Source organism: Amycolatopsis pithecellobii (genome assembly GCF_009707865.1).
Classification (GTDB): Bacteria; Actinomycetota; Actinomycetes; order Mycobacteriales; family Pseudonocardiaceae; genus Amycolatopsis_E; species Amycolatopsis_E pithecellobii.
Window position 1 is genome coordinate 17,183 of the sequence record NZ_WMBA01000004.1, and the last position, 21,976, is coordinate 39,158.

General features: G+C 70.1%; 17 protein-coding genes. 10 read left to right on the forward strand and 7 right to left on the reverse strand.

Features of this window, described 5'->3' with window-relative positions; translation table 11 throughout:
• Positions 1-79 precede the first annotated feature (79 nt).
• The 4 genes from GKO32_RS03840 to GKO32_RS03855 are packed head-to-tail and all read left to right on the forward strand — an operon-like array spanning position 80 to position 5,919.
• Positions 80-1,024, forward strand: coding sequence for an HpcH/HpaI aldolase/citrate lyase family protein (locus GKO32_RS03840; RefSeq protein ID WP_154755373.1), 945 nt, complete (start codon positions 80-82; stop codon positions 1,022-1,024).
• Positions 1,021-2,628: a thiamine pyrophosphate-binding protein gene (locus GKO32_RS03845; protein ID WP_154755374.1), complete on the forward strand. Its 1,608-nt coding sequence runs from the start codon at positions 1,021-1,023 to the stop codon at positions 2,626-2,628. Before GKO32_RS03840 ends, GKO32_RS03845 begins: the two co-directional genes overlap by 4 nt.
• Positions 2,629-2,666: 38 nt before the next feature.
• On the forward strand, positions 2,667-4,811 hold the full coding sequence (locus tag GKO32_RS03850) for an acetate--CoA ligase family protein (RefSeq protein ID WP_166459363.1): 2,145 nt from the start codon (positions 2,667-2,669) through the stop codon (positions 4,809-4,811).
• Positions 4,774-5,919: an LLM class flavin-dependent oxidoreductase gene (locus tag GKO32_RS03855; RefSeq protein ID WP_154755376.1), complete on the forward strand. Its 1,146-nt coding sequence runs from the start codon at positions 4,774-4,776 to the stop codon at positions 5,917-5,919. Before GKO32_RS03850 ends, GKO32_RS03855 begins: the two co-directional genes overlap by 38 nt.
• 4 nt (positions 5,920-5,923) lie before the next feature.
• Here the strand turns inward: GKO32_RS03855 and GKO32_RS03860 are convergent, their stop codons facing one another.
• Entirely contained in the window at positions 5,924-6,523 is a 600-nt protein-coding gene (locus GKO32_RS03860) for a TetR-type transcription factor C-terminal domain-containing protein (RefSeq protein WP_154755377.1), read from the reverse strand.
• 202 nt (positions 6,524-6,725) lie between these two features.
• Between GKO32_RS03860 and GKO32_RS03865 the strand changes: the two genes are divergently transcribed.
• The 6 genes from GKO32_RS03865 to GKO32_RS03890 all read left to right on the forward strand — a co-directional run bounded on the left by GKO32_RS03865 (position 6,726) and on the right by GKO32_RS03890 (position 12,007).
• A complete protein-coding gene (locus GKO32_RS03865; protein WP_154755378.1) occupies positions 6,726-7,589 on the forward strand; it encodes an ABC transporter ATP-binding protein in 864 nt (287 codons plus the stop codon).
• A 34-nt stretch (positions 7,590-7,623) separates the two neighbouring features.
• Complete coding sequence (locus GKO32_RS03870) at positions 7,624-8,634, forward strand: ABC transporter substrate-binding protein (protein ID WP_154755379.1); 1,011 nt, start codon at positions 7,624-7,626, stop codon at positions 8,632-8,634.
• Positions 8,635-8,858: 224 nt separating this feature from the next.
• Complete coding sequence (locus GKO32_RS03875; RefSeq protein ID WP_154755380.1) at positions 8,859-9,692, forward strand: ABC transporter permease; 834 nt, start codon at positions 8,859-8,861, stop codon at positions 9,690-9,692.
• Positions 9,689-10,666: an ABC transporter substrate-binding protein gene (locus GKO32_RS03880; RefSeq protein WP_154755381.1), complete on the forward strand. Its 978-nt coding sequence runs from the start codon at positions 9,689-9,691 to the stop codon at positions 10,664-10,666. The genes GKO32_RS03875 and GKO32_RS03880 overlap by 4 nt, the downstream gene beginning before the upstream one ends.
• A gap of 34 nt (positions 10,667-10,700) precedes the next feature.
• Positions 10,701-11,456, forward strand: a complete 756-nt coding sequence (locus tag GKO32_RS03885; protein ID WP_154755382.1) for an SDR family NAD(P)-dependent oxidoreductase — start codon at positions 10,701-10,703, stop codon at positions 11,454-11,456.
• Positions 11,457-11,524: 68 nt separating this feature from the next.
• Entirely contained in the window at positions 11,525-12,007 is a 483-nt protein-coding gene (locus GKO32_RS03890; RefSeq protein WP_154755383.1) for a MarR family winged helix-turn-helix transcriptional regulator, read from the forward strand.
• A gap of 24 nt (positions 12,008-12,031) precedes the next feature.
• Here GKO32_RS03890 and GKO32_RS03895 read toward each other — a convergent pair whose 3' ends face one another.
• The 6 genes from GKO32_RS03895 to GKO32_RS03920 all read right to left on the reverse strand — a co-directional run bounded on the left by GKO32_RS03895 (position 12,032) and on the right by GKO32_RS03920 (position 21,968).
• A complete protein-coding gene (locus GKO32_RS03895; RefSeq protein ID WP_208024262.1) occupies positions 12,032-13,687 on the reverse strand; it encodes a thiamine pyrophosphate-dependent enzyme in 1,656 nt (551 codons plus the stop codon).
• A 76-nt stretch (positions 13,688-13,763) separates the two neighbouring features.
• Entirely contained in the window at positions 13,764-15,095 is a 1,332-nt protein-coding gene (locus tag GKO32_RS03900) for an FAD-binding oxidoreductase (protein ID WP_208024263.1), read from the reverse strand.
• A gap of 45 nt (positions 15,096-15,140) precedes the next feature.
• Positions 15,141-17,939, reverse strand: a complete 2,799-nt coding sequence (locus GKO32_RS03905; protein WP_166459364.1) for an AfsR/SARP family transcriptional regulator — start codon at positions 17,937-17,939, stop codon at positions 15,141-15,143.
• A gap of 43 nt (positions 17,940-17,982) precedes the next feature.
• Positions 17,983-18,855: an alkaline phosphatase family protein gene (locus tag GKO32_RS03910; RefSeq protein ID WP_154755385.1), complete on the reverse strand. Its 873-nt coding sequence runs from the start codon at positions 18,853-18,855 to the stop codon at positions 17,983-17,985.
• A complete protein-coding gene (locus GKO32_RS03915; protein ID WP_166459365.1) occupies positions 18,831-20,489 on the reverse strand; it encodes a fibronectin type III domain-containing protein in 1,659 nt (552 codons plus the stop codon). The genes GKO32_RS03910 and GKO32_RS03915 overlap by 25 nt, the downstream gene beginning before the upstream one ends.
• Before the next feature lie 57 nt (positions 20,490-20,546).
• Positions 20,547-21,968 (reverse strand): FAD-binding oxidoreductase, encoded by a 1,422-nt coding sequence (locus tag GKO32_RS03920; RefSeq protein ID WP_154755387.1) that lies wholly within the window; start codon positions 21,966-21,968, stop codon positions 20,547-20,549.
• Positions 21,969-21,976 lie beyond the last annotated feature (8 nt).

Genomic DNA, 21,976 nt, shown 5'->3' on the forward strand with positions numbered 1-21,976 from the left:
AGGGCAGGCCCGCGGCAGGCGGGGGTCAGATTCCTGCGATCCATTCGTCCGCTGTCGAACGAAACAGAGGTTTGCTGCCATGGCATCCACCCCGGTCCGCCGTTCCTTCTTGATCGCGCCGGCGCACAAGGAGAACCTGCTCGCCAAGCTGGCCGGCTCGCCGGCGGACGTGTGCATTCTCGAGCTCGAAGACGGCGTGCACCCGAGCTTGAAGAGCGCGGCCCGGGCTTCCGCCGTGCGGCAGCTCGCCGATCTCGACTGGGGTGTCCGGGAGCGAATCGTGCGCATCAACCGGGTCACGACGGTGGAAGGTGAGCGGGACATCGCCGTGCTCGTGGCGGGGCGACCGGATGGGTTGCTGCTGCCCAAGGTGGAGAGCGAGAGCGAGATCCACCGGGCCGCCGAGTTGCTGTCCGAGGCGGAACGCGCGGCAGGCGTCGCCGACGGGACCGTGCGGATCTGGTCGATGATCGAGACGGCCAAGGGCCTGAACCGCGTCGAGGCGATCTGCGCGGCCCATCCACGGGTGACGGGCGTGATCTTCGGCGTCGGCGACTTCGGTGCCGACATCGGGGTGAAGCGGCTCAGCATCGGGTCGTTCCGGCGGTTCCCCGCACCGAGCCACGAGTACCTCTACGCGCGCGGCCGGGTGGTGGCGGCGGCCAGGGCGGCCGGGGTGGACCCGATCGACGTCGGGCACTCGACCTTCGCCGACGCCGAGGGCACGCGACGGACGGCCGAAATCGCCGCACAGATGGGATTCGCCGGCTCGGTGGTCTTCCATCCCCGGCAGGTGCCGATCGTCAACGAGGCGTTCAGTCCCGCCGAGGAAGACGTGGCCTGGGCGGCCAAGATCGTCGAGCTGGTCAAGGCCGAGGCGGCGAAGGAAGAGGCCGGCACCATCGTGGTCGTCGACGGCGACATGATCGACGGCCCGTTCGTGGTCAACGCGGAGGAGATCCTGGCCCGGCACGAGCGGATCCGGGCCTTCGAGGACCGCAAGCAGGCGGGGAGCGGGCTGTGAAGGGCCACACGAGTTTGGCGGCCGCGCTGGCCCGGCACGGGGTGACCACGATGTTCGGCGTGATGGGCGACGGGAACATGTTCTTCGTCGACAGCTTCATCCGGGACTTCGGCGGCGAGTACGTGGCGGCCGCCAACGAAGCGGGCGCCGCCTTGATGGCCGCCGGCTACGCCACCGGTTCGGGCGGGGTCGGGGTCGCCACGGTCACGCATGGCCCTGGGCTGGCGAACTGCGTGGCCACGCTGGTGTCGGCCACGCGGGAACGGCGCGCGATGGTCTTGATCGCGGGGGACACGGCCGCGGAAGACCGCACCAACGCGCAGAAGATCGACCAGGCGTCGTTGGTGGCGCCCACCGGGGCCGGTTACGTGACCGCGGCGTCGGCGCGGTCAGCGCCTGCCGATCTGGAGCGCGCGCTGGCGCGAGCGGCGGTCGAGCAACGGCCGATCGTCTTCAACGTACCGGCGGACTTCATGTTCGCCGAAGTCGCCGACTTGCTTGAATCGCGGCCGGCGCTGCCACGGCAAGCTCCGGCGCCGGACCCGGCCGCGCTCGACGCGGCCGTGGGCATGATCGCCACCGCCCGGCGCCCCATCGTGCTGGCCGGCACGGGTGTGCTGCTCGCCGAAGCGGAGGCGGCCGTGCGTGAGCTGGCCGAAGTGCTCGGCGCGCCGGTGGCGACGACCCTTCCGGCGCGCGGACTGTTCGGCGCGTACGAGCACGACCTGGGCGTCTTCGGGACCTTGGCAACGCCCCGGGCAGTGGAGGCCATCCTCGCCAGCGACTGCGTCATCGCCGTCGGCACCAGCCTCAACCCCTACACCGGGGGCGGCGACGGCTGGCCCTATCTGGAGGGCAAGCGGGTGGTGCACTGTGACCTGGACCCGAAGGCACTCACCGCGTTCACCGCCGATGCGGCCATCGTCGCCGATGCCGGCGCCTTCGCCGAAACAGTGGTCACGTGGCTGCGCGAGGCCGAACACACCGCGACCGGTTTCCGCGACTCGATCGACGCCGGCACCGAACCCGGAACAGGGGACGGCCGGCCTGGTTTCGTCGACCTGGCCGCCGCGCTCGGTGAGCTCAACCGGCGACTTCCCGGCGCCCGCACGCTCACCGTGGACGGTGGGCGTTTCACCGACGAGGTGATCCGGCGGTTCGATGTCTCCCGGCCACGCGCCTGGACCTGTTCCTTCACCGGTTTCGGGGCCATCGGCAACGGGCTCGCGGTGGCGATCGGGATGGGATGTGCGGACCGCGGCGTCCCGGCCGTCGCGCTGGTCGGCGACGGCAGCTTCATGCTGGGCGGGCTGGCGGAGTTCAGTACCGCGGTGCGGCACGGCGTGGACCTGATCGTCGTGGTCTGCAACGACGGCTGCTACGGCGCCGAATACCGCAAGCTCGCCGGCCGCGGTTTCGAGATCGAGCACAGCCTGTTCGACTGGCCCGACTTCGCGCCGGTCGCCGAGTCGCTCGGCGGGCTCGGCTGCACCGTCCGGAGTCTCGAAGACCTCGCCCAGGCCGAGAAGGTGGTGGGCGAGCGCGACCGTCCCGTGCTGATCGACCTGAAGCTCGATCCGGCCGCCGTGCACTGGGCACATTGACCTCAACGACCTCAACGACCTCAACGAGGAGGAGATCCGTGGACACCCTTGCGGCGATCCAGTCCATTCTGGCGCCCCGTTCGGTCGTCGTCATCGGCGCGTCCCCGCATGGCCGGGGGTTCACGTCGGCGCCGCTGAAGAACCTGCGGCGCCACGGTTTCGACGGCCCGCTCTACGCCGTGAACCCGCGGCACACCGATATCGACGGCATCCCCTGCTACCCCGATGTGGCGAGCCTGCCGGAGGTCCCGGATACGGCGGTGCTCGTGGTCGGTGCACGCCGGGTGCCGCGGGCACTCGCCGACTGTGCCGCCGCCGGTATCAAGACGGCCACCGCCGTAGCCGGCGGTTTCAGCGAACTGGGGGAGGAGGGGGCGCGTCTCGAAGCCGAGATCCGGGCGCTGTGCCGGGACTCGGGTCTCCGGCTGGTCGGGCCGAATACGGCGGGGTTGATGAACATCGCGGACGGCTACGTGCCGCGGGCCGGGCTCAACCATCCTGACGAGCTGACCCGCGGCGGGCTGGCGGTGGTGACGCAGAGCGGCGCGCTGTGCAACACCCTCATGCTCCGTATCCTCGCCCGGGGGCTGGGGCTCACCTACGCCGTCGCCACCGGGAGCCAGTGGGACCTCGACCTGTGGGATTTCGTCGACCACTACACCCACGACGAGCGCACCCGGGCGACCCTGACGATCGTCGAAGGGCTCAAGGACCCGGAGAAGTTCCTGCGCACCGCCCGCCGGGCCGCGGCCGCCGGAAAGCCGGTCATCCTGTGCAAACCCGGTCGTTCGGAGCTCGGCCGGCAGGCCGTGCAGACCCACTCGGGCGCGCTGTCCGGTGCGGCGGACGTGCAGGTCTCGCTGATGCGGGAGAACGGGGTCATCGTCGTCGACGAACTCGACGAGCTCTGGGAGACCGGGCAGCTGTTCGACCGGTGGCGCCGCCCGGCCGTGCCTCCCCGGGCGCTCGGCATCTCGACGTATTCCGGTGGTGACGGCGCGATTGCCGTCGATGCGGCCGACGCCGCGGGGCTGACCTGCCCGCCGCCCGCACCGGCCACTGTGGACACACTGGCGGGGCTGTTCCAGCTCGCCAGGCCGGGAAATCCGTTCGACCTGACCGGAGAAGTGATCGACAAGCCGGAACTCATCGCCCCGGCGACAGCGGCGCTGCTGGCCGATCCGACGTTCGATCTGCACCTGATGGCGGTGCCCGCATGGTCGGGCCACTTCGCGAAATGGACGGTCGGCTCGGCGTTGGAGGAGGTGGCCAAACGGCCCGATCTGCCGGTGGCCGTGTCGTTGTGGTCGGCGGGCGAAACCACCGCGGAGGCCGAACGGCTCGTGCTCGACGCCGGGGTTCCGCTGTTCGACGGATCTCAGCGGGCTGTCCGCGCGATGGGCCGATATGCGGACTTCTTCGCCGAAGCGGACCGGTGGGCGGGCATGCCGGTCAGGCGGCATGTCGGCGTCACGCCGGGTGCGGGGGATCCACCGGTGGTGCACGATTACTGGTCCTCACGCGCGTTGCTGCACGACGCCGGAGTCCCCTTCAACGAGGCCCGGCTGGTCGAAGATCCCCAAGCCGCCGCCGCGGCGGCCGACGAGCTCGGCTATCCGGTCACTCTCAAGCTGTCCGCCGTCGACATCGTGCACAAGGCGGCGGCCGGGGCGGTCCGCCTGTATCTGCGTGATCGCACCGCCGTATTCGAGGCCGCCAGGGACATGCTCACTCGCTCGCCCGGTGCTCGCATCGTGGTGGAGACGTTCACCCCAAGCGTGGCGATGGCGCTGCTGGGTGGTCAGCGCGACCCCGAGTTCGGCCCGATCGTGGTCGCCGGGCTCGGCGGCGGTTATGCGGAGCCCTATCGGGACGTGACGCATGTCCGGTGCCCCGCCGAGCCGGGGGAGGTGGCCAGGGCGCTGGGCCGCACGACGTTCGGCCGGATGCTCGGTGCGAGCACCGAACGGTTCGCGCAGATGGTCGACGTCATCGCGGTGGCGAGCTGGTGGTTCGCCGAGCATCCGGAGGTGGACAGCTTCGACATCAACCCGGTGCTGCTGGGGCTGGACGGCCGGATCGTCGCGGTCGACGCCCGCGTCACCACAACGCAGACCCGCCAGCGGATCAACGACGATCAGGAGGATGCCCGTGTCCGCACATCAGCCCATCGAGACGTGTGACCGGCGAGGCCCGCTGTTCACCGGCCCGGATCTCAAGCTCGGCATCTTCGGATTCAACGTCTCCGCCGGCGGTGGCTTGAGCAAATCGCCGTCCCGCTACGAAATCGACTGGCACGACAACGTGCGACTGGCCCGGAAGGCCGAGGAAGCCGGGTTCGAGGCAGCCATCCCGTTCTCGCGGTGGCGTGGCTTCGAGGGCGAGACGAACCCGTGGGGACGCAGTTTCGAGACCTACACCTGGGCGGCGGGGATCGCGGCCAGTACGAGCCGCATCGTCGTCTTCTCGACGTCACATTCCCTCACGGTCTCGCCCGTGGTCGCCGCCAAGCAACTGACCACTGTGGACCACATCGCCGATGGTCGCGCCGGGCTCAACGTGGTCGCCGGCTGGTTCGAGAAGGAACTCAAGATGTTCGGCGCCGGCAAGCTCGAACACGACGAGCGCTATGACTACCTCGAGGAGTGGATGGACGTCGTCTGTCGCTTGTGGAGCGATGACGACGAGTTCGACTACGTCGGCAAGTTCGTCCGGGTCGATGGTGGTTACCAGCAGCCGAAACCGCTCCAGGCGCCACGGCCGCCGGTGATGAACGCGGCGTTTTCCCCACGAGGACACCAATTCGCGGCGCGCTACGCCGATATCGCGTTCGTCTCGGCGCGGGACGTCGACGGCGCGCGGTCGAAGGCGGCCGAAATCCGGGCGCTCGCCGAGTCGTATGGCCGCGAGCTGCAGGTGTGGATGTCGGCGAGTGTCGTGCTGGGGGAGACCGACCGGGAAGCCGAGGAGCTGGTCTCCCGATATGTGTCCGAAGCGGACGAGCAGGCGGTGCGCAACTGTATCGAGTGGACGATGGGCGGCGCCCGGATGCCACCCGAGGCGCGGCGGCAACTGTCGCGGTCGGTGGCGGCGACGCCGGGGCTGCCGCTGGTCGGTTCGGCGTCCCGGATCGCCGAGCAGATCGGCGCCCTGCGCGAGGCGGGGATCGATGGTCTTGCCCTGACCTGGATCGACTATCCCAGTGGTCTGGACGCCTTCGTCGAGCAGGTGATGCCGGAGCTCGAACGGCAGGGCATCCGCCGGAAACCGGCCGCGATCCCGTCCCGATAGGAGCTCAATGCGGGTCCGCGCGCTCGATTCCGGTGAACACGATCTGCTCGATGTAGCTGCGTGTGCGTTCGGGCGACGCGGGCCCATCGGGGCGATACCAGCGGGTCGCCCAGTTGACGGTGCCGATGGCCACGCGGACCGCGACCCGGGGCGGGATGTCCAGCAAGGTGCCGGCGGCCACCCCCGCCGAATAGGAGTTCTCCAGCAGTTCGAAATAACGCTGGCGAGCCTTCTGCATCGCGTGGCGGTCCGGATCGAGCAGCTCCCGGTACTCGTTGACCGCGACGGCTGCGATCGCCGTGTCCTCCAGGATGACGTCGATGTAGACGGAGAAGAGCTCACGGAACCTTGTCGCGGCGGGGAAGGCGTCGACCTGCTCCGCGGATTCGAGCAGCCGGTCGAACAGCAGGTGGAAGATCGACGACAGGATCGCCTGCTTGTTGCGGAAATGGTGATAGAGCGCCTGCCGCGTGACATCCAGTGCGCCGGCGACGTCATTGAGGTTCGTGCCCCGGTATCCTCGCTGGGCCATCAGTGCCGCCGCCACCGTCAGGATGCGTTCCCGTGTGACGGGCTGGAGATCGTCTTCGGTTCTGCGCGCCACGGCCGGACCTCATTTGTTCCCGGGGAAATTCTCTTCCGGTCAGGCTAGCCATGAATTTACTTGCGCGCAAGGAAATTAACCTCTACAGTCTGCTGCAAGCGCGGTGGACGACGGAAACGCCAGGCACTTCTCGCAGGGCAGCCGCCCGCGCCTTTCCTGCACGTGGATCGACGAAGCGCCACAGCATCCGGGAGGTTTGGCGATGCGCCCCGTATCCCATGGCACCACCAAGGTCGGACCTGAGCTGGCCGATATCGGCGAACCCGAGCCGAAGGCCGGCACGGGCTCGGTGCCCGCCAAGGTCAGTGTCCGTAACGTGACCATCGCTTATCCGATGCGTGGTCGCAGCAAGGACTTCGTGGCGGTCGCCGATGCGACCTTCGACATCGGGCCTTCCGAGATGGTCTGCGTGGTCGGCCCGAGCGGGTGCGGCAAATCGACGGTACTGAGCGCGGTCGCGGGGCTGGTGCCGCACCGCTCAGGGGCGGTGCTGGTGGACGGCAAGCCGGTCACCGGCCCGGGATCGGACCGCGCGGTCGTGTTCCAGAAGGCATCGTTGCTGCCGTGGATCACGGTCGAGGACAACGTGGCCTACGGCCTGCGGTCCTACGGCGTGGGTAAGCGGGCCGCGCGGGAACGTGCCCGCGAACTGCTCGACCTCGTCGGGCTCACCGCGTTCGCCCGGTCGTATCCGTATCAGTTGTCCGGTGGGATGCAGCAGCGGGTGAACCTGGCCAGGGCGCTCGCGGCCGATCCGAGCATCCTGCTGCTCGACGAGCCGTTCGCCGCGCTGGACGCCCAGCAACGCGAGATTCTGCAGCTCGAGCTGCTGCGGATCTGGTCCGATACGCCCAAGGCCGGGCTGTTCATCACGCACCAGATCGATGAGGCCGTCCTGCTGGGCAACCGGGTCGTGGTCAGCAGCCGCGGCCCCGCATCGAGCATCCGGAACGCGATCGAGATCGACCTGCCGTGGCCGAGGTCCCGCGACACCCGGCTCGAGCCTCGCTTCACCGACTATGTCGAGCACATCTGGGAGTTGCTTTCCGCCGCGCAGGCGGAATGACCCCTGTCCCCCCATCGAACCAGGAGCTTCAGTCATGCACCCGACAACGACGTCGACGTTTCTTCGCAGGTCCCTCGTCGCCGCTTGTGCGACCACCGCCGCGGTCGCACTGGCCGCCTGTTCCTCCGGCGGCGCCGCCGCACCCGCCTCCGGGCTCACGCCCGTGTCGGTCGGCTTCATCGCCGCGACCGCCGGTTTCGCCCCGGAGCTGACGATCCAGAACGACCCGGGCATGTGCGCCCCCTACGGTGTGGCACCGACGATGCAGATCGTCAGCCCGCAGACCTCCGGGCCCGCACTGGCCGCGGGCAAGATCCAGGTGATGCGGCACAGTTCCGGCGCGATGCTGACCAGCGCGTACCAGAACCGCTCCGCGATGAAGATCGTGGCGTCGGTCAGCAGCCCGCCCTACAACGTGTGGGGCACCAAGGACATCAAGTCGGTGGCCGATCTGCGCGGCAAGACGGTGGGCGTCACGGCGGCCGGGTCCACCGGTGATCTGGCGATGCGGCAGTTGCTGGCGGAGCAGGGCATGGAGGCCGGCAAGGATGTGAAGATCACCTACGGCGGTGATGCGACGGCCGTGCTGGGCCTCGCCGCGTCGAACGCGATCCAGGGCTTCCTGTTCCCGCCGCCGCTGCCCGAGGTGGCGTCCAGGGCAGGGGTGCACGAGCTTGCCAACGTCGCCGAGTACCGGACGGTGACACCGACCCTGGCCACGGTGATCGCGGCGGCCGAGCCGTTCGCCTCGCAACATCAGCCCGCGGTGAAGGGCCTGCTGCAGTGCCTGCAGGCGGCGATCAAGCTGACGCTCGCCAAGGATCCCAAGGTGGTTCAGGCACTGGCCAAGGCCGAGGGCAAGAGTGTGGACACGGCCAAGAAGGAGATCGACGCCATCGCGGCGCCCACCGCTTTCCAGCTCGGCCCGTTCACGACGGACGACGCGAAAGACGTCATGCACGCACTGGAGAGCGCGAACGTCCAGAAGTTCGACGGCTTCGATCCGGCGGACGCCATCGATACGTCGCTGGCCCCGGCGAACTAGCCGCGCGAGTTGAGCGTTGGGAGCGCGCGAGTTGAGCGTTGCGTGCGGGTGAGTTGAGCGTTGCGTGCGCGCGAGTTGAGCGTTGCGTGCGGCGGGAACGTGCAACTCGCGCACCGGGAACGCGCAACTCGCGCACCGGGAACGCGCAACTCGCGCGGACTCAGGGGCCGCCACCGGCACCGCCACGCACACCATTTCCAAACACTCTGAGGAAAGGGACCGCAATGACTGTGGGTATGCAGGAGCGGCCCGTGGTGGCCGCGCCGGCGCGCCGGCGTTCCTGGCTGGCTCGGCAGCTTCAAGACCGCGAACGGGTTCTGCTCGGCGCCGTGACCGTCGTCGTGTTGCTGGCGCTGTGGGAGGTGCTGGCCCGGACCGGCGTGGCCAATGCCGCCTTTGTGAGCTCGCCGTCCCGGATCTGGGATTCGCTGGTCGAGTATTTCGGCCCGGCCGGCAACGGGTGGCGTGACCTCGCCGCCAGCGGGCAGGAGTTCGCCTACGGTTTCCTGATCTCGGTCGCGCTCGGGGTGCCGATCGGAATCCTGATGGGCTGGTACCACCGCAGGCTGGACGCGCTGCTGAACCCGATCGTGCTGTTCCTCAACACCAGCCCGCGGATCGCGACGGCGCCCCTGTTCGTGATCTGGTTCGGCCTGGGGCTGGAGTCGAAGGTCTGGGTGGTCGTGCTGAGCGCGATCGTGCCGATCATCGTCAACGCGCGGGCCGGTGTGGTCACGATCGAGCCGTCGCTGATCGCCATGTCGCGCAGTTACGGCAACTCGGATCTGCGGGTGCTGCGCACGGTGGTGCTGCCGGGCACGGTGCCGGCGATCAGTTCCGGTCTACGCCTCGGCATCGGGCACGCGTTGCTGGGTGTGGTGCTCGCCGAGTTCATCTCCTCCACGCAAGGGCTCGGGTTCGTCGTCGTGTCCTCGGCCGCGACCTTCAACACGGACCGGCTGTTCGTGGCGGTGGTGCTGATCTCGGTCCTCGGCATGCTCGTCACCGGTCTGCTGGGCCGGGTGGAAAAGTACTTTGACCGCTGGCGTACTGCATGAGGCGTCGGTACGGGCTGGTGGCGGCGCTGGCCGTGATTCTCGCCGGGTGCTCGACGGGACAGCCGGGCGATTCGGCCTCCGGTCTGACGAAGATCTCCTACGCGATCCTGAGCCCGTCGGCGAGCTTCGCGCCGGAACTGCTCATGGGGAGCGAACCGCAGATGTGCGCGCCCTACGGGGTCGCGCCGTCGATTACCGTGCTCAACGCCGCGGCGGCCGGCCCGGCGCTGGCCGCCGGGCAGATCCAGGCGGTGCGTGACGGTACCGGCGCGGTCCTGGCCACTGCGTCGAAGAACCCGGCCGGCATCAAGATCGCGGCGACCGTGGGCAACGCCCCCTATTTTTTGTGGGGTGCCAAGGAGATCCGGTCGATCGGTGACCTCAAAGGACAGACGGTCGGAGCGTCCGCATCGGGCGCCGTGGCGGACCTGGTGATGCGCGAGACGCTCAGCGAAAACGGTCTCCAGCCCGGCACCGACGTCAAGATCACCTACGGCGGCAGCGCGAGCAGCCTGTTCGGCCTCGCCGCGTCCGGGGCGATCAAGGGGCTCGTCTATCCGGAGCCGCTGCCGGCGACCGTGACCGCGGCCGGTGTGCACAAGATCGCCGAGGTCTCCGCCGACCCGAGGATCGCCCCGATCCTCTCGACCGTCATCGCGGTGTCCGCGCGGGTGGCCACCGGTCAGCGCGAGGCGGTGACCGGTCTGCTCCGCTGCCTCGCCGCCGCGTCCCAGCTGGCCCTCCGGGGTGACCAGCGAGTGGTGGCGGCGCTGGCGAAGGCCGCGAAGATCGACGAGCCGACCGCAGCCGCCCAGCTGGCCGGTGTCCGCGCGGCGGGCACGTTCGCGCTGGCCCCGCTCACCGCCGGCGACGCGCGGGCGGTCATGGCCGTCCTGGAAAAGCAGGGCGTGCAGCGGTTCGGCCCCTTCGACCCCAGCGAGGTCATCGACGACTCTTTGCTCCCGCGGTCGTAACGAGTTTTCCGATGTCCACAAAGGAGAGTGCATCATGAATCGGTTCGATGGTGTGGTCGGCGTGGTGACGGGCGGCGCGAGCGGGATCGGCCGGGAGATCGCCATCGGCCTCAGCGCCCTGGGCATGCGACTGGCCCTGATCGACCTCGACGGCGCGGGCCTGGCTGAGACCGTATCGCTGACCACCGGCCCCGAGCGGCACCGTGCGTTCACCGTCGATGTCGCTGATGCGGCGGCGGTCGACGCGGTCACGGCCCGGATCGTCGAGGACCTGGGCACGCCCGGCATGCTGGTCAGCAGCGCGGGCCGGCTCGGCCCCCACCGCCCCGCGGTGTGGGAGCTGACGCCGCAGGACTGGACCGACGTGTTCGGCGCGAACCTGTACGGATCGGTGAACTTCACGCGCGCCCTGGTTCCGCTTATGCGGGCGGCGGCGCGACCCGCGCATATCGTCACCATCGCCTCGCTCGCGGGGCTGGTCGCGGAGGATCGCCTTGGCGCTTATGTGGCCGCCAAACGCGCGCTGATCTCGTTCACCGAGACGCTACGGCTGCAACTGGCCGCCGATGAAGCCGGCATCGGCGTGACACTCGTCTGTCCCGGCGGCGTGCCGACGAACCTCAACGCGGCGCTTCGTGCGACCGCCCGCAGCTCCTCGTCGGACTGGCTGACCGCCGCGGAAGTGGCGAAGAAGGTCATCGACGCGGTTCACCGTGGCGACTTCTACGTCTTCACCCACGCGTCGTCCGAGGAACGGATCCGCCGCTACTACGAATCCGTCCTCGGCTGAGGGGATCATTCCGGTACGGTTGCCGGATCGCCTGACGCGATGTCTCTGCCGTGAAATACGGTTCTGTGATGCGAAGTGCACCTCAACCGCCGCTGGAGGGCGCCGGCCCGAGCCCGTCCGTCGATTCCGAGATCACCTGGTTGCTGCACCGGGCTGCACAGCACCTGCGTGCGGCGACCGGTGCCGTGGCTGAGGAGCACGGGCTTTCGTTGCGCGAGTACATCGTGCTCAGCGCCCTCGACAAGTCCCCTGGACTCACTCAGTCCGACCTGGGTAAAGCGCTGGGGCTGGACAAGACGACGTTGATGAGCCAGCTCGACCGGCTCGAGCGCCGGGGACTCGTGGTGCGCCACAACGCCCCCGGCGACCGCCGCCTGCGTATCCCGGTGATCACCGACGCCGGCGACGCAGTGAGAGCGACCGTGGCCGAGGCTTGTGCCGCCGTCGAAGCCGCGGCTCTGGACATGTTCAGCCAAGATCAGGTCCAGACGCTGCGCAGGACGCTCGTCGCGATCATCGGCGACTCGGCAGACCCGGGATCGTGCCTGTGATCTGCCGAGGCGCGCGAATCGCTGCTAACCGAGGTCCGCGATCCGCAGATCCGGGGTGATCTGCTCCGCGTCGGTGCGGACTTCGATCAGGCTGGGTCCGTGGTGGCTCAATGCCTCGGCGAATGCCGGCGCGAACTCGCCGGTGGTGCGCACCAGGTGTGCGGCGGCGCCGAACGACCTGGCATAGGCGACGAAGTCGGGGTTGTGCAACTGCGTGGCGATCACCCGGCCCGGGTAGGCCCGTTCCTGGTGCATCCGGATGGTCCCGAACATCGAATTGTTGACCACCACGACGACGACACGAAGCCCGTACTTGACCGCGGTCGCCAGTTCGCTGCCGCTCATGAGCAGGCACCCGTCACCGGCGAAGGTCACCACCACACGGTCCGGATGCAGCGCGGCGGCCGCGAGCCCGGCAGGCAGGCCGTAGCCCATGGCCCCGTTGCGGGGCGCGAGCTGGGTGTGGAAGCGCCGGAACTCGAAGAAACGCTGGAGCCACACGGTGTAGTTCCCGGCGCCGTTGGTGATCACCGCGTCGTCGGGAACCGTGTTCCGGACGTGCGAGACGATCGACGCCAGGTCCGGTTGGGGCGCCGGCACGGGGGGACTGGTGAACCGTTCCTGTTCGGCGCGCAGTTCCGGCAACCAGCCGCGACGGGACGCGTTTTCGCGGAGGTGGCTCGCCTTCAGCGCATCGGCGACCGACGCCAGGCTGCCGTGCAAGGCCAGGTGCGGGATGGCGCCACCGTACAGCTCGTCCGCGGCTTCCGATACCAGCACGAGCCGGCGGGCGGTGTCGGTCAGTGCATAACCGTCGGTGGTGGGATCGTCCAGCCGCGGGCCGAGGCCGACGATGAGGTCCGCCTCGGCGAGGCGCGCTCGCAGCTTCGGGCTGCAGCCGAGCCCGAGGTAGCCGACGAAGGCGCGGCTGGCATTGGGTACGGCGTCCTGCCACCGGAACGCGGCGGCGACCGGAACGTCGTTGCGCTCGGCGAAAGCGATGACCTGCTCGCCGACGGATTGGCGCCATCCCGGCCCACCGACGATGAGGACCGGACGTTCGGCGGCGTTGAGTTCGACCAGCAGCCGGTCGCGATCAGCCGCCGTGACATCCGGGCAAGCCGGCTCGGGCGCGTACATCACGGGGGCATCGGTCCGGTCGGAAAGCACGTCCTCCGGCAGCACGAGTACGACCGGCCCGGGGCGGCCACCGTGGGCCGTGGCGACGGCGCGTGCGACGTGCTCCGGGATCCGGTCCGCGTCCATCACGGTGACCACGGCTTTGGCCGAGCTGCCGAAGACGTGCTCGTAGTTCATTTCCTGGAACGCCTGCCGCCCGAGGTGCCGCCGTTCGACCTGGCCGACCACGAGGATCAGCGGGGTGCCGTCCTGATAGGCGGTGTGCAGCGCGATGCTCGCGTGGGTCGCCCCCGGCCCGCGAGTGACGAGGCAGACGGCGGCACGCCCGGTCAGTTTCCCTGCCGCCTCAGCCATGTTCGCCGCAGCTGCCTCATGCCGCGCGGTGATGAGACGTACCCGGTCGCCTCGCTCGTGCAGCGCATCGAGCACCGGGAGGAAGCTCTCGCCGGGCACACACGACCACAACGACATGTCGTGCTCCAGGAGACACTGCACGAGCAGGTCCCCACCGGACCGGACGTTCGCTCCTGTCGGTTCCACTCTCGACCACCTTCGGTTTCACCGGGGTGCGGGGACGACCCGCATTTCCCTCACATAGTAGCTATGTCAAACAGCTTTATGATAGGGGTGCGACGTTGTGGTTGAGCCGGAACACATTCGCCGGGTCGTAGGTGCGTTTGAGCGCGGCCAGCCGGTCGCGGTTGGGGCCATAGGCCGACTTGACGCGGTCGGGTCCTTCGTTGCCGAGGTTGTTCACGTAGACGGCGTCTTCGAGATGCGGTGCCACGGCACCGAACGCGCGCCGGGCCCAGCTCACGAGTTCGTCGGTGCGCGCCGGGTCGGCCCACTGGGCCAGGATGAGCAGGTCGTACTGCTGGGCTCGGTGGGGGAACGCCGTGGCGTCCACGGGCACCCGGGCGGCGGCACCCCGCACTCCTTGCAGTCCGATTCCGGTCTCGGGGGTCGGGATGGTCGGCGTGACGGCGAGCAGGGCGTCGACAGCGGTGTCGGTGAGGTGGCGCAGGTAGCCGGACTTCCAGTAGTGCAGACGCCCACGGGGAAAGCCGGCGTCGGGGAGGCGCTGCCAGTCGAGGTAGGCAACCGGCGCGATGGAGTCCTCGAGGGGTGCGCCGAACGCGCGCAGTGGCCGGAGTACGCGTTCCCCCTCCTCGAGATCGCCGGACCAGCAGACGACGACGGTGACACCCGGGTCGCCATTGGCGTCGACGCCCAGCGAGACCGAGCTGGTCAGTTCGTCGGGCGCGCCGGCCATGAAGCGGTGGTGCTCGTGCAGCACCTCGCGCGCGGCCGGCCAGGAATAGGTGAGCGCGCCCGCGAGGACCTGCGTGACCGGGTGCAGGCGGTAGTGGAACGAAGTCACCACACCGAAGTTGCCGCCACCGCCGCGCAGCCCCCACAACAGGTCGGCGTGTGTCTCGGGCCCGACGTCCAGGATGTCGCCGTCCGCGGTCACCACCTCGGCGCCGACCAGGTTGTCGCACGCCAGGCCGTGTGCACCGGTGAGCCAGCCGAGGCCGCCACCGAGGGTGAGCCCGGCGATGCCCGTTCCCGACATGACGCCCAGCGGCGTGGCCAGGCCGTGGCGCTGGGTCGCGGCGTCGAGGTCACCGAGCAGCAGCCCGGCGCCGGCCTGCGCGATCCGCCGCCCGGGGTCGACCGTCACCGTCTTCAGGCCGGACAGGTCGAGCACGATCCCGCCGTCACAGACGGCATTGCCGGCCACGCCATGTCCGCCACCGCGGACGGCCAGCGGCAGGTCGTGCATGCGGGCGTAGCTGATGGCGGTGGCGACGTCGTGCGCATCGCGGCAGCGCAGAATCGCCAGCGGGCGACGGTCGATCATGGCGTTGAACACCGCCCGCGCCCCGTCGTAACCGGGATCGCCGGGACGGATGGCGGGAACGGCGAGGTCGGCGAACGTGGTCACGGCAGCCTCCTGGTCGAGTTGAGAAGCCCAGCCTCGCGCCCCGGGCTAATCGCCGGCTAACCGCGGAATACCCGTCTCGTCCCGCAGGCGGGCCGCCTCGGCGTTGAGTGCCGCCGCCTGGTCCGAGCTGCCGGTGACCGCGGCGACCTCGGCGAGCCCTTCGAGCGCCTCGGCCGTTCCCGCGCGATGTCCGATGCGCCGGCAGACTTCGAGCGCGGCCTGGAAAGCAGCCCTCGCGTCGGCGGTCCGCGCCGCGCCGAGCGCGATCGTCGCGGCCGACCGCAGGGCCGAGGCTTCGCCCTCCGCGTAGTTCACCTCGCGGTACAGCGCGAGCGCCTCGCCGGTGAGCCGGGCGGCCTCCTCCGCGTCGCCCCACCGATGCTCGATCGAGGCCAGCACATCCCGCGCCAGGCCACGCGCGGTGCTCTCGCCGGGCTCCTCCGCGTGGGCCAGCGCCCGCAGGGCCATCGCGCGTGCTGCGTCGGGTTCGCGGCGATCGCGGTGCAGCCGGGCGAGCTGGGCCTCGGCGAGGGACGCGCCCCAGACATCGCCTCCCGCCAGAGACAGGCTCACGCCGTCCTCGTATCGGCGCTGGGCGCGGTCGTAGCGGCCGCGGGCCCAGTCGACGGTGGCGAGGAGAGCCAGCGCATCACCCGTCCAGGACGGTGCCTCGTGTGCCCGGCCGAGCGCGAGTTGCTCGCCTGCCCACTGTTCGCTGTCGGCGAGATCGGCACGGCCCAAATGCAGCAGCGAGCCTGCGGACAACAACGGAAGGCGTTCCGGGCCGGAGCCGGCCGCCGTGAGGGCCTTGTGGACCCAGTATAAACCCTCGTCCCGTGCGCCCCGCAGGTCCCAGTAGTGCCACAGGCAGTTGACCAGCCGCACACCGCGTTGCGGGTCGTGGGCGAAAGACCACGCCAGTGCGGCCCGCAGGTTGTCGCGTTCGGTGTGCAGTCGCGCCAGCCAGGGGCCCGAGCGCGGCGCGAACAGCCGCGGCTGCGCCTCTTCGGCCACCGCCAGGTAGTGCGCGGCATGCTGCTCGGCGACTTCGCAGTGTCCGCGCGGATCGAGCTGGGCGGCGGCGTAGGCCCGCACGGTCTCCAGGAGCCGGTACCGCATGCCCCCATCGGATTGCTCCTCGGGCTGCACCAGCGACGACGCGACGAGACGCGCGAGCGGCAGCTCGACTTCGGCCGGGCCACCACTGACCGCGTTGGCCGCGGCGAGGTCGAAACGTCCCGGGAAGACGGCCAACCGGGCGAACAGCGAACGCTCGGTGTCTCCGAGCAACCCGTGTCCCCACGCCAGGGTGGCCGCCAGGCTCCGGTGCCGCGGGTCGGCGGCCCGGGTCACGGACTCCAGGAGCGCGAACGGGTCGTTGAGGCGGTCGACGAGCTTGGCCAGCGGGAGCGTCGCCGCGCGGGCGGCGGCCAGTTCGATCGCGAGCGGCAAGCCGTCGAGCCGGCGGCACAGCTCGCCGATGAGCGCCACGTTGGCGGCGGTGACCGTGAACCCGGAGCCGGTGGCGGCCGCGCGATCCCCGAACAGGCGCACCGCCGCGCTCGCCGCGGCCTGCTCCGCGCTCTCGCCCTCCGACGGGATGCTGAGCGGATGCACGGAATAGACCCGCTCCCCGGGCACGCCGAGGGGCTCGCGGCTGGTCGCCAGCACACGCAGCGGCGCTGCCGCGGCCAGCAGGAGCTGCACGAGTGTCGCGCTCTCGGCCACGAGATGCTCGCAGTTGTCCAGCACGAGCAGGGCCGGCCGCACCGCAAGGGCTGCCGCGACGGTCCGTGCCAGCGGCTGCCCGGGTTCTGCGCGCACACCCAGGGCTTCGGCGACCAGCCCCTGCAGCAGTGCCGGGTCGGCGAGCGGTGCGAGATCGACGATCACCGCCTCGGCGTCCGCCTCCCGGCGAGCGATCTCCACCGCGAGCCGTGTCTTCCCGACACCGCCCGGACCCGTGAGCGTGACGAGCCGATGAGCCCGCAGCAGAGCCCCGATCCGGTCGACGTCGCCGCCGCGGCCCACGAAGGAGCCGAGCGGCGCGGGCAACACGGCCGTGCCGGCCGGCCCAGGGTGCAACGCCGGATCGTGACGCAGGACCGCCAGATGGAGATCGCTCAGCCGCTTTTCGGGTTCCACCCCCAGCTCGCCGGCCAGCACCGTGCGCAGCCGCCGGTACGCCGCGAGTGCCTCCGCCTGCCGCCCACAGCGATACAGCGCGAGCATCAGCAGCGCGCACACGTCCTCCCGCAGCGGATGCTCCGCAGCCAGTGTCTCCAGCTCGGCCACGATCGCCCCGTGGTGCCCCAATCGCAGCTCGGCGTCGACACGCAGGGCCCGTGCCTCGACACGCAGCTCGTCCAGACGCTGGGCCGCGGCCCGCGCGAAGGTTTCCTCCACTCCGGCGAGCGCCGGGCCACGCCATTCGGCCAGCGCCTGCGCGAGCAGCCGGGCGGCCTTCCCCGGCGCCGGGGCGAGATCGCGACGTCCTTCCGCCAAAGCCGTCTCGAAGCGCGCGATGTCCAGTTGCTCGGCGAGAACCTCGACCGCGTATCCGCCGTCGCGGGTGACCAGTACCCGTGGACCTCCGCGCGACTCGAGGGCCCGCCGCAATGCCGCGACCGCACCGTGCACCATCGTGGCCGCGGACGACGGTGCCGGAGCCGGCCACAGCAGCTCCACCAACCGCTCCACCGGGAGGCTCCGCCCCCGCTCCAGCAGCAGAGCGGCCAGCACCGCACGCCTGCGCGGACCCCCGAGCACCAGCGGGGCACCGGTGCCGTCCAGTGCGGTCACCGGTCCCAGCAGGCGGAAGGACAGCGGCTCGTCTGCGGTCACACACCACCCTCCTGTGCGGTATCGGCCCAGGTCAAGCGCCGGTTCAGTGAGTCCAGACATCCGTGACCGGGGCCGTCTGCGCACTGTGCCCCAATGCGGGCAGCCGGTACATCTGCTCGAGGGTGCGCAGCATCCGGTAGTGATCGACGTATTCGCCGTACTGGCCGGCCACGACCATGGGGCCGAGCACCATGGTGGCGATCCGGTTGGACGGCGAGTCGTCCGATTCGTCGAAGGTGATCACGAGCATGCTGTTGTGTGCGCGGGCCCAGGCGAGGTAGCCGGCGATGTTCGTGTGCAGCCACGAGTCGCCGGTTGCCACATCGCAGTTGTGCATGTCGTGGCACAGGTTGGGGATCACGAACGAGAGGGTGGGCAGCCGCTCCGGGTCGGGCGGGAACTGCGTGTACGGCAGGTTCACCGATCCGGGCAGGTTCGTGAAGTCCACCCAGGGGGCGTGATTGCGGTCGTACTGGCCGGGAAAGCACCCGGTGTAGCCGGTGCCGGGCAGGTCCTCGGAGTAGCCGGCGAAGCTCAGTTGCGCGGCGGTGAGTTCCGAGCCGAGGTTGGCCGCGGCGGACGAGTGCGGGCAGGAGTCGTCGGTGATTCCCTGTGTGTCGCCGGAGAACAGTGCGAGGTAGTTGGGCTGGCTCGGATGCGTGATCGCATGCGCGTTGGTGAACACGGCGCCCTGGTCGGCGAGCGAGGTCAGGTAAGGGGCATCCGGGGCGCCGATGATCGCGTCGGCATTGTGATTTTCCAGCACCACCACCACGACGTGATCCGGGGTCGGCACGGCGGTTCCGCCAGGCCCGGGCGCCGGCTGCGGCACGGCAGCCGAGGTGCACGCCGCCATCACCGCCGTCGCGAGGGCCAGTGCGAGGCCGCCGATCAGCCTGGCTGGAAGACGGCGCATAGTGCGTACCAGTCCGATCCGGTGGCGAGGGTGAAGGGTGCGTGCTGCGTGCCCGCGGCGCCGGCCAGGATCCCGGCCAGGTCGGCGGATTCGCTGCCGTTGTGGACCTGCAAGGCGAACGGGACGCCCTGACTGCTGCCCGGGGTGACGGTCAGCGGCTGGCCGCCGGTGATCAGCCCGCCGAGCACGAGCTTGCCGGCGCTGACCGCCGGGGTCGCCCCGGAATCGGCGGCGGTGCCGGACCCGCTGGCAGCCACGGCCTGGTTCAGCGGCGCACTGGCGGCCACTCCGGCGTACTCGCCCGCGGCGCCGGGCAGGTAGGTCGCCGCGGCGGCGGACAGGGTGATGGTGAGCCCTTGCGGCGCGGCCTTCGTGTTCGGCAGGTAGTACAGCGCCAGATCGCCGCCGCCGTTGGTGAACGTCTCCGACACCGACCGGACCCATGCGCCGTTGACGTTGTCGGAAACCTGGACCTGGCCCGGCGAGTCGTACTCGGCGAACCACCCGGCCAGCAGGTCACCCGCGGCGACCGGCGCCGACAGCGTCAGGGTGGTCGATGTCGTCCTGGTCCCCGGCGAATCGGCGGCGCCCTGGACAAACCTGGGCGACGAGGCCGGTGTGGTCACCGCCAGCCCGCTCGACGGGGGCGAATGGTTACCCGCGGCGTCGAAGGCGTCCACGGTGTAGGTGTAGCTGGTCCCCGCGGACACGGTGGCGTCCGTGTAGGTCGTGGTGGCGCCGTTGGTGGTGCCGATGGCGCTGCCGTTGCGGTACACCGTGTAGCCGGTGACCCCGGTGTTGTCGGTCGAGGGTGACCACGCGAGGCTCACGCTCGTCGACGCGACACTGGTGGCCCGCAACCCGGCGGGCGTGGTGGGCGGCTGTGTGTCGCCGGTGGAAGCGGGCAGGAACACCGCGGCCACGGCATACCAGTCGGTCGAGGCGCCGAGGGTCGCCGCGCCATGCTGGCTCCCGGCGTTCGACGCGGGGATGTCCTGCTCGTAGGCCGAGTCGTTCGAGGTGCCGGCGCGCGCGGTGTACTGGGCTCCCTGGCTGCTGCCGGGAGTGACCGACTGGGGGTTGCCTCCGGTGACGATCGCCGAGTAGACCAGCTCCCCGGCGTTGACCGCGGCTGTCGGGCCCGTGTCCACGGCGGTGCCCACACCGCGGTTGGAGACGACCTGGGCCAGCGGCCCGCCGACGGCCACACCGCTGTACTCGGCGACCGAGCCCTGGAAGTAGGCCGGCGCACCAGCGGTCACGGTGACCGTCAGCCCAGCCGCCGCGGCTTTGCTGTTCGCGACGTAATACAACGCGATGTCACCGGTGTCGTTCTGGAACGCCGTACTGGCGGGTGCCCGCGTCCAGGTCCCGTTCACGTTGTCGGACACCTGGACCTGCCCGGACGTGTTGTACTGGGCGAACCAGCCCACCAGGAGATCACTCGCGCCGACAGGTCCCGTCTTGGCCTGAAGCGACGCCACCCGGGTGCCGGTGGTGAACGCCTGGCCCTGAACGAAGGACGGCGTCGCGGCTTGCGCGACCCCGGGCGCGAGGAGAGTGCCACCGGCGACGGCGCCCGCGGTCAGCGCGATCAGCAAACGCCGGCGGTATCGGGCTCGGCTCGTGTTCATCATCGATCACCGCCAATACGGCTCCCGATTAGGCCGTCGCCGTGACACCCTCAGCCGTTACACAACTTCACGCCCCGGCCGGATGTTCTGGTTGATGTGGAACAGGTTTCCGGGGTCGTAGCGTTCCTTGACCTGGGCCAGCCGGCGATAGTTCCCGCGGTAGGACGCCATCACCCGGTCCTGGCCCTCGTCCATCATGAAGTTGACGTAGGCGCCGCCCGCCGAGGTCGGGTGCAGCGCTTCCCAGTAGTCGCGCGCCCACTGCGAGATCTTCTCGGCGTTGGCGGGGTCCGGGTCGACGCCGACGATCACGCCGGCCCAGCCGCCGTCGCGATAGGCGAATGCGGTCGCGTCCTCGGGCACGCGGGCCGCGGCGCCGTCGATGGGGTAGAGGTGCATGGTCGAGTGCCCGGTGGGCAGCTGCCGCCCGTATTCACGGTGTACCTCGATCGCGTCGTCGGTGATCTCGTTGAAGAAGTCCGCCCGCCAGTACCACTGCAGCCCGGCCGGGTACAGCGCGTCGAATGCGCTCTGGAGCGCGGTGAACGGCATGGCCTGGATACCGGTCAGCAGTGGTGAGCCGAACGTCCGGACAGGTTCGAGCACCTCGTCCGCGCGGTCGTGCGGACCCGTGTAGCACCAGACGATGCCGCACGCCTTGCGTCCCCACAGCTGTTCGGGGAACGGCGGGGCCGGCGGGATCGTCAGCAGACCCAGCCAGCCGCTGAGCTCCTCCGGCAACGTGGGCAGCAGCTGCCGGTACCACCGCATCACCTCGGCCGCGTCGGCGATGTCGTAGAGAACCGGCCCGGCCATGACCACACCGTGCTCGCCGATGTCGTGACAGCGGAACGTGAACGAGGTGACGATGCCGAAGTTCCCGCCTCCGCCGCGGAGCGCCCAGTAAAGGTCGCTGTGGGAGTTCTCGCTTGCGGTGACGAAACTTCCGTCGGCGAGCACGACGTCGGCGGCGAGCAGGTTGTCCACCGTGAGACCGAACCGACGGGACAGGTAGCCGATCCCGCCGCCGAGCGTCAGGCCGGCCACTCCGGTGGACGCGAGGAAGCCCGATGGCGTCGCCATGCCGAACGCGACCGTCGCATGGTCGACGTCACCCCAGGTGCAGCCCGCGTCGACGCGGACGGTGTGCTGCTCCGGATCGACGGTGGTGCTGCGCATGAGGGACAGGTCGATCACGAGCGCGTCGTCCCAGACCCCGAGGCCGGCGGCGTTGTGGGCGCCGCCTCGCACGGCGATCTCGAGTCCGTGCGCGCGGCCGAACCGGACGCACGCGATGATGTCGGCGGCGTCGCGGCACCGGACGATCGCCGCCGGCCGCTTGTCGATCATCGCGTTGTACACGGCGCGTGCCTCGTCGTAGCCGGGGTCCGACGGTCTGATCAGGACTCCGCGCAGGACCGCGGTCAGGTCTTCGTACGGCGCAATGGTGTCGCTGGAGGTGATGGGTGTGGTGGTCATGTGATCTT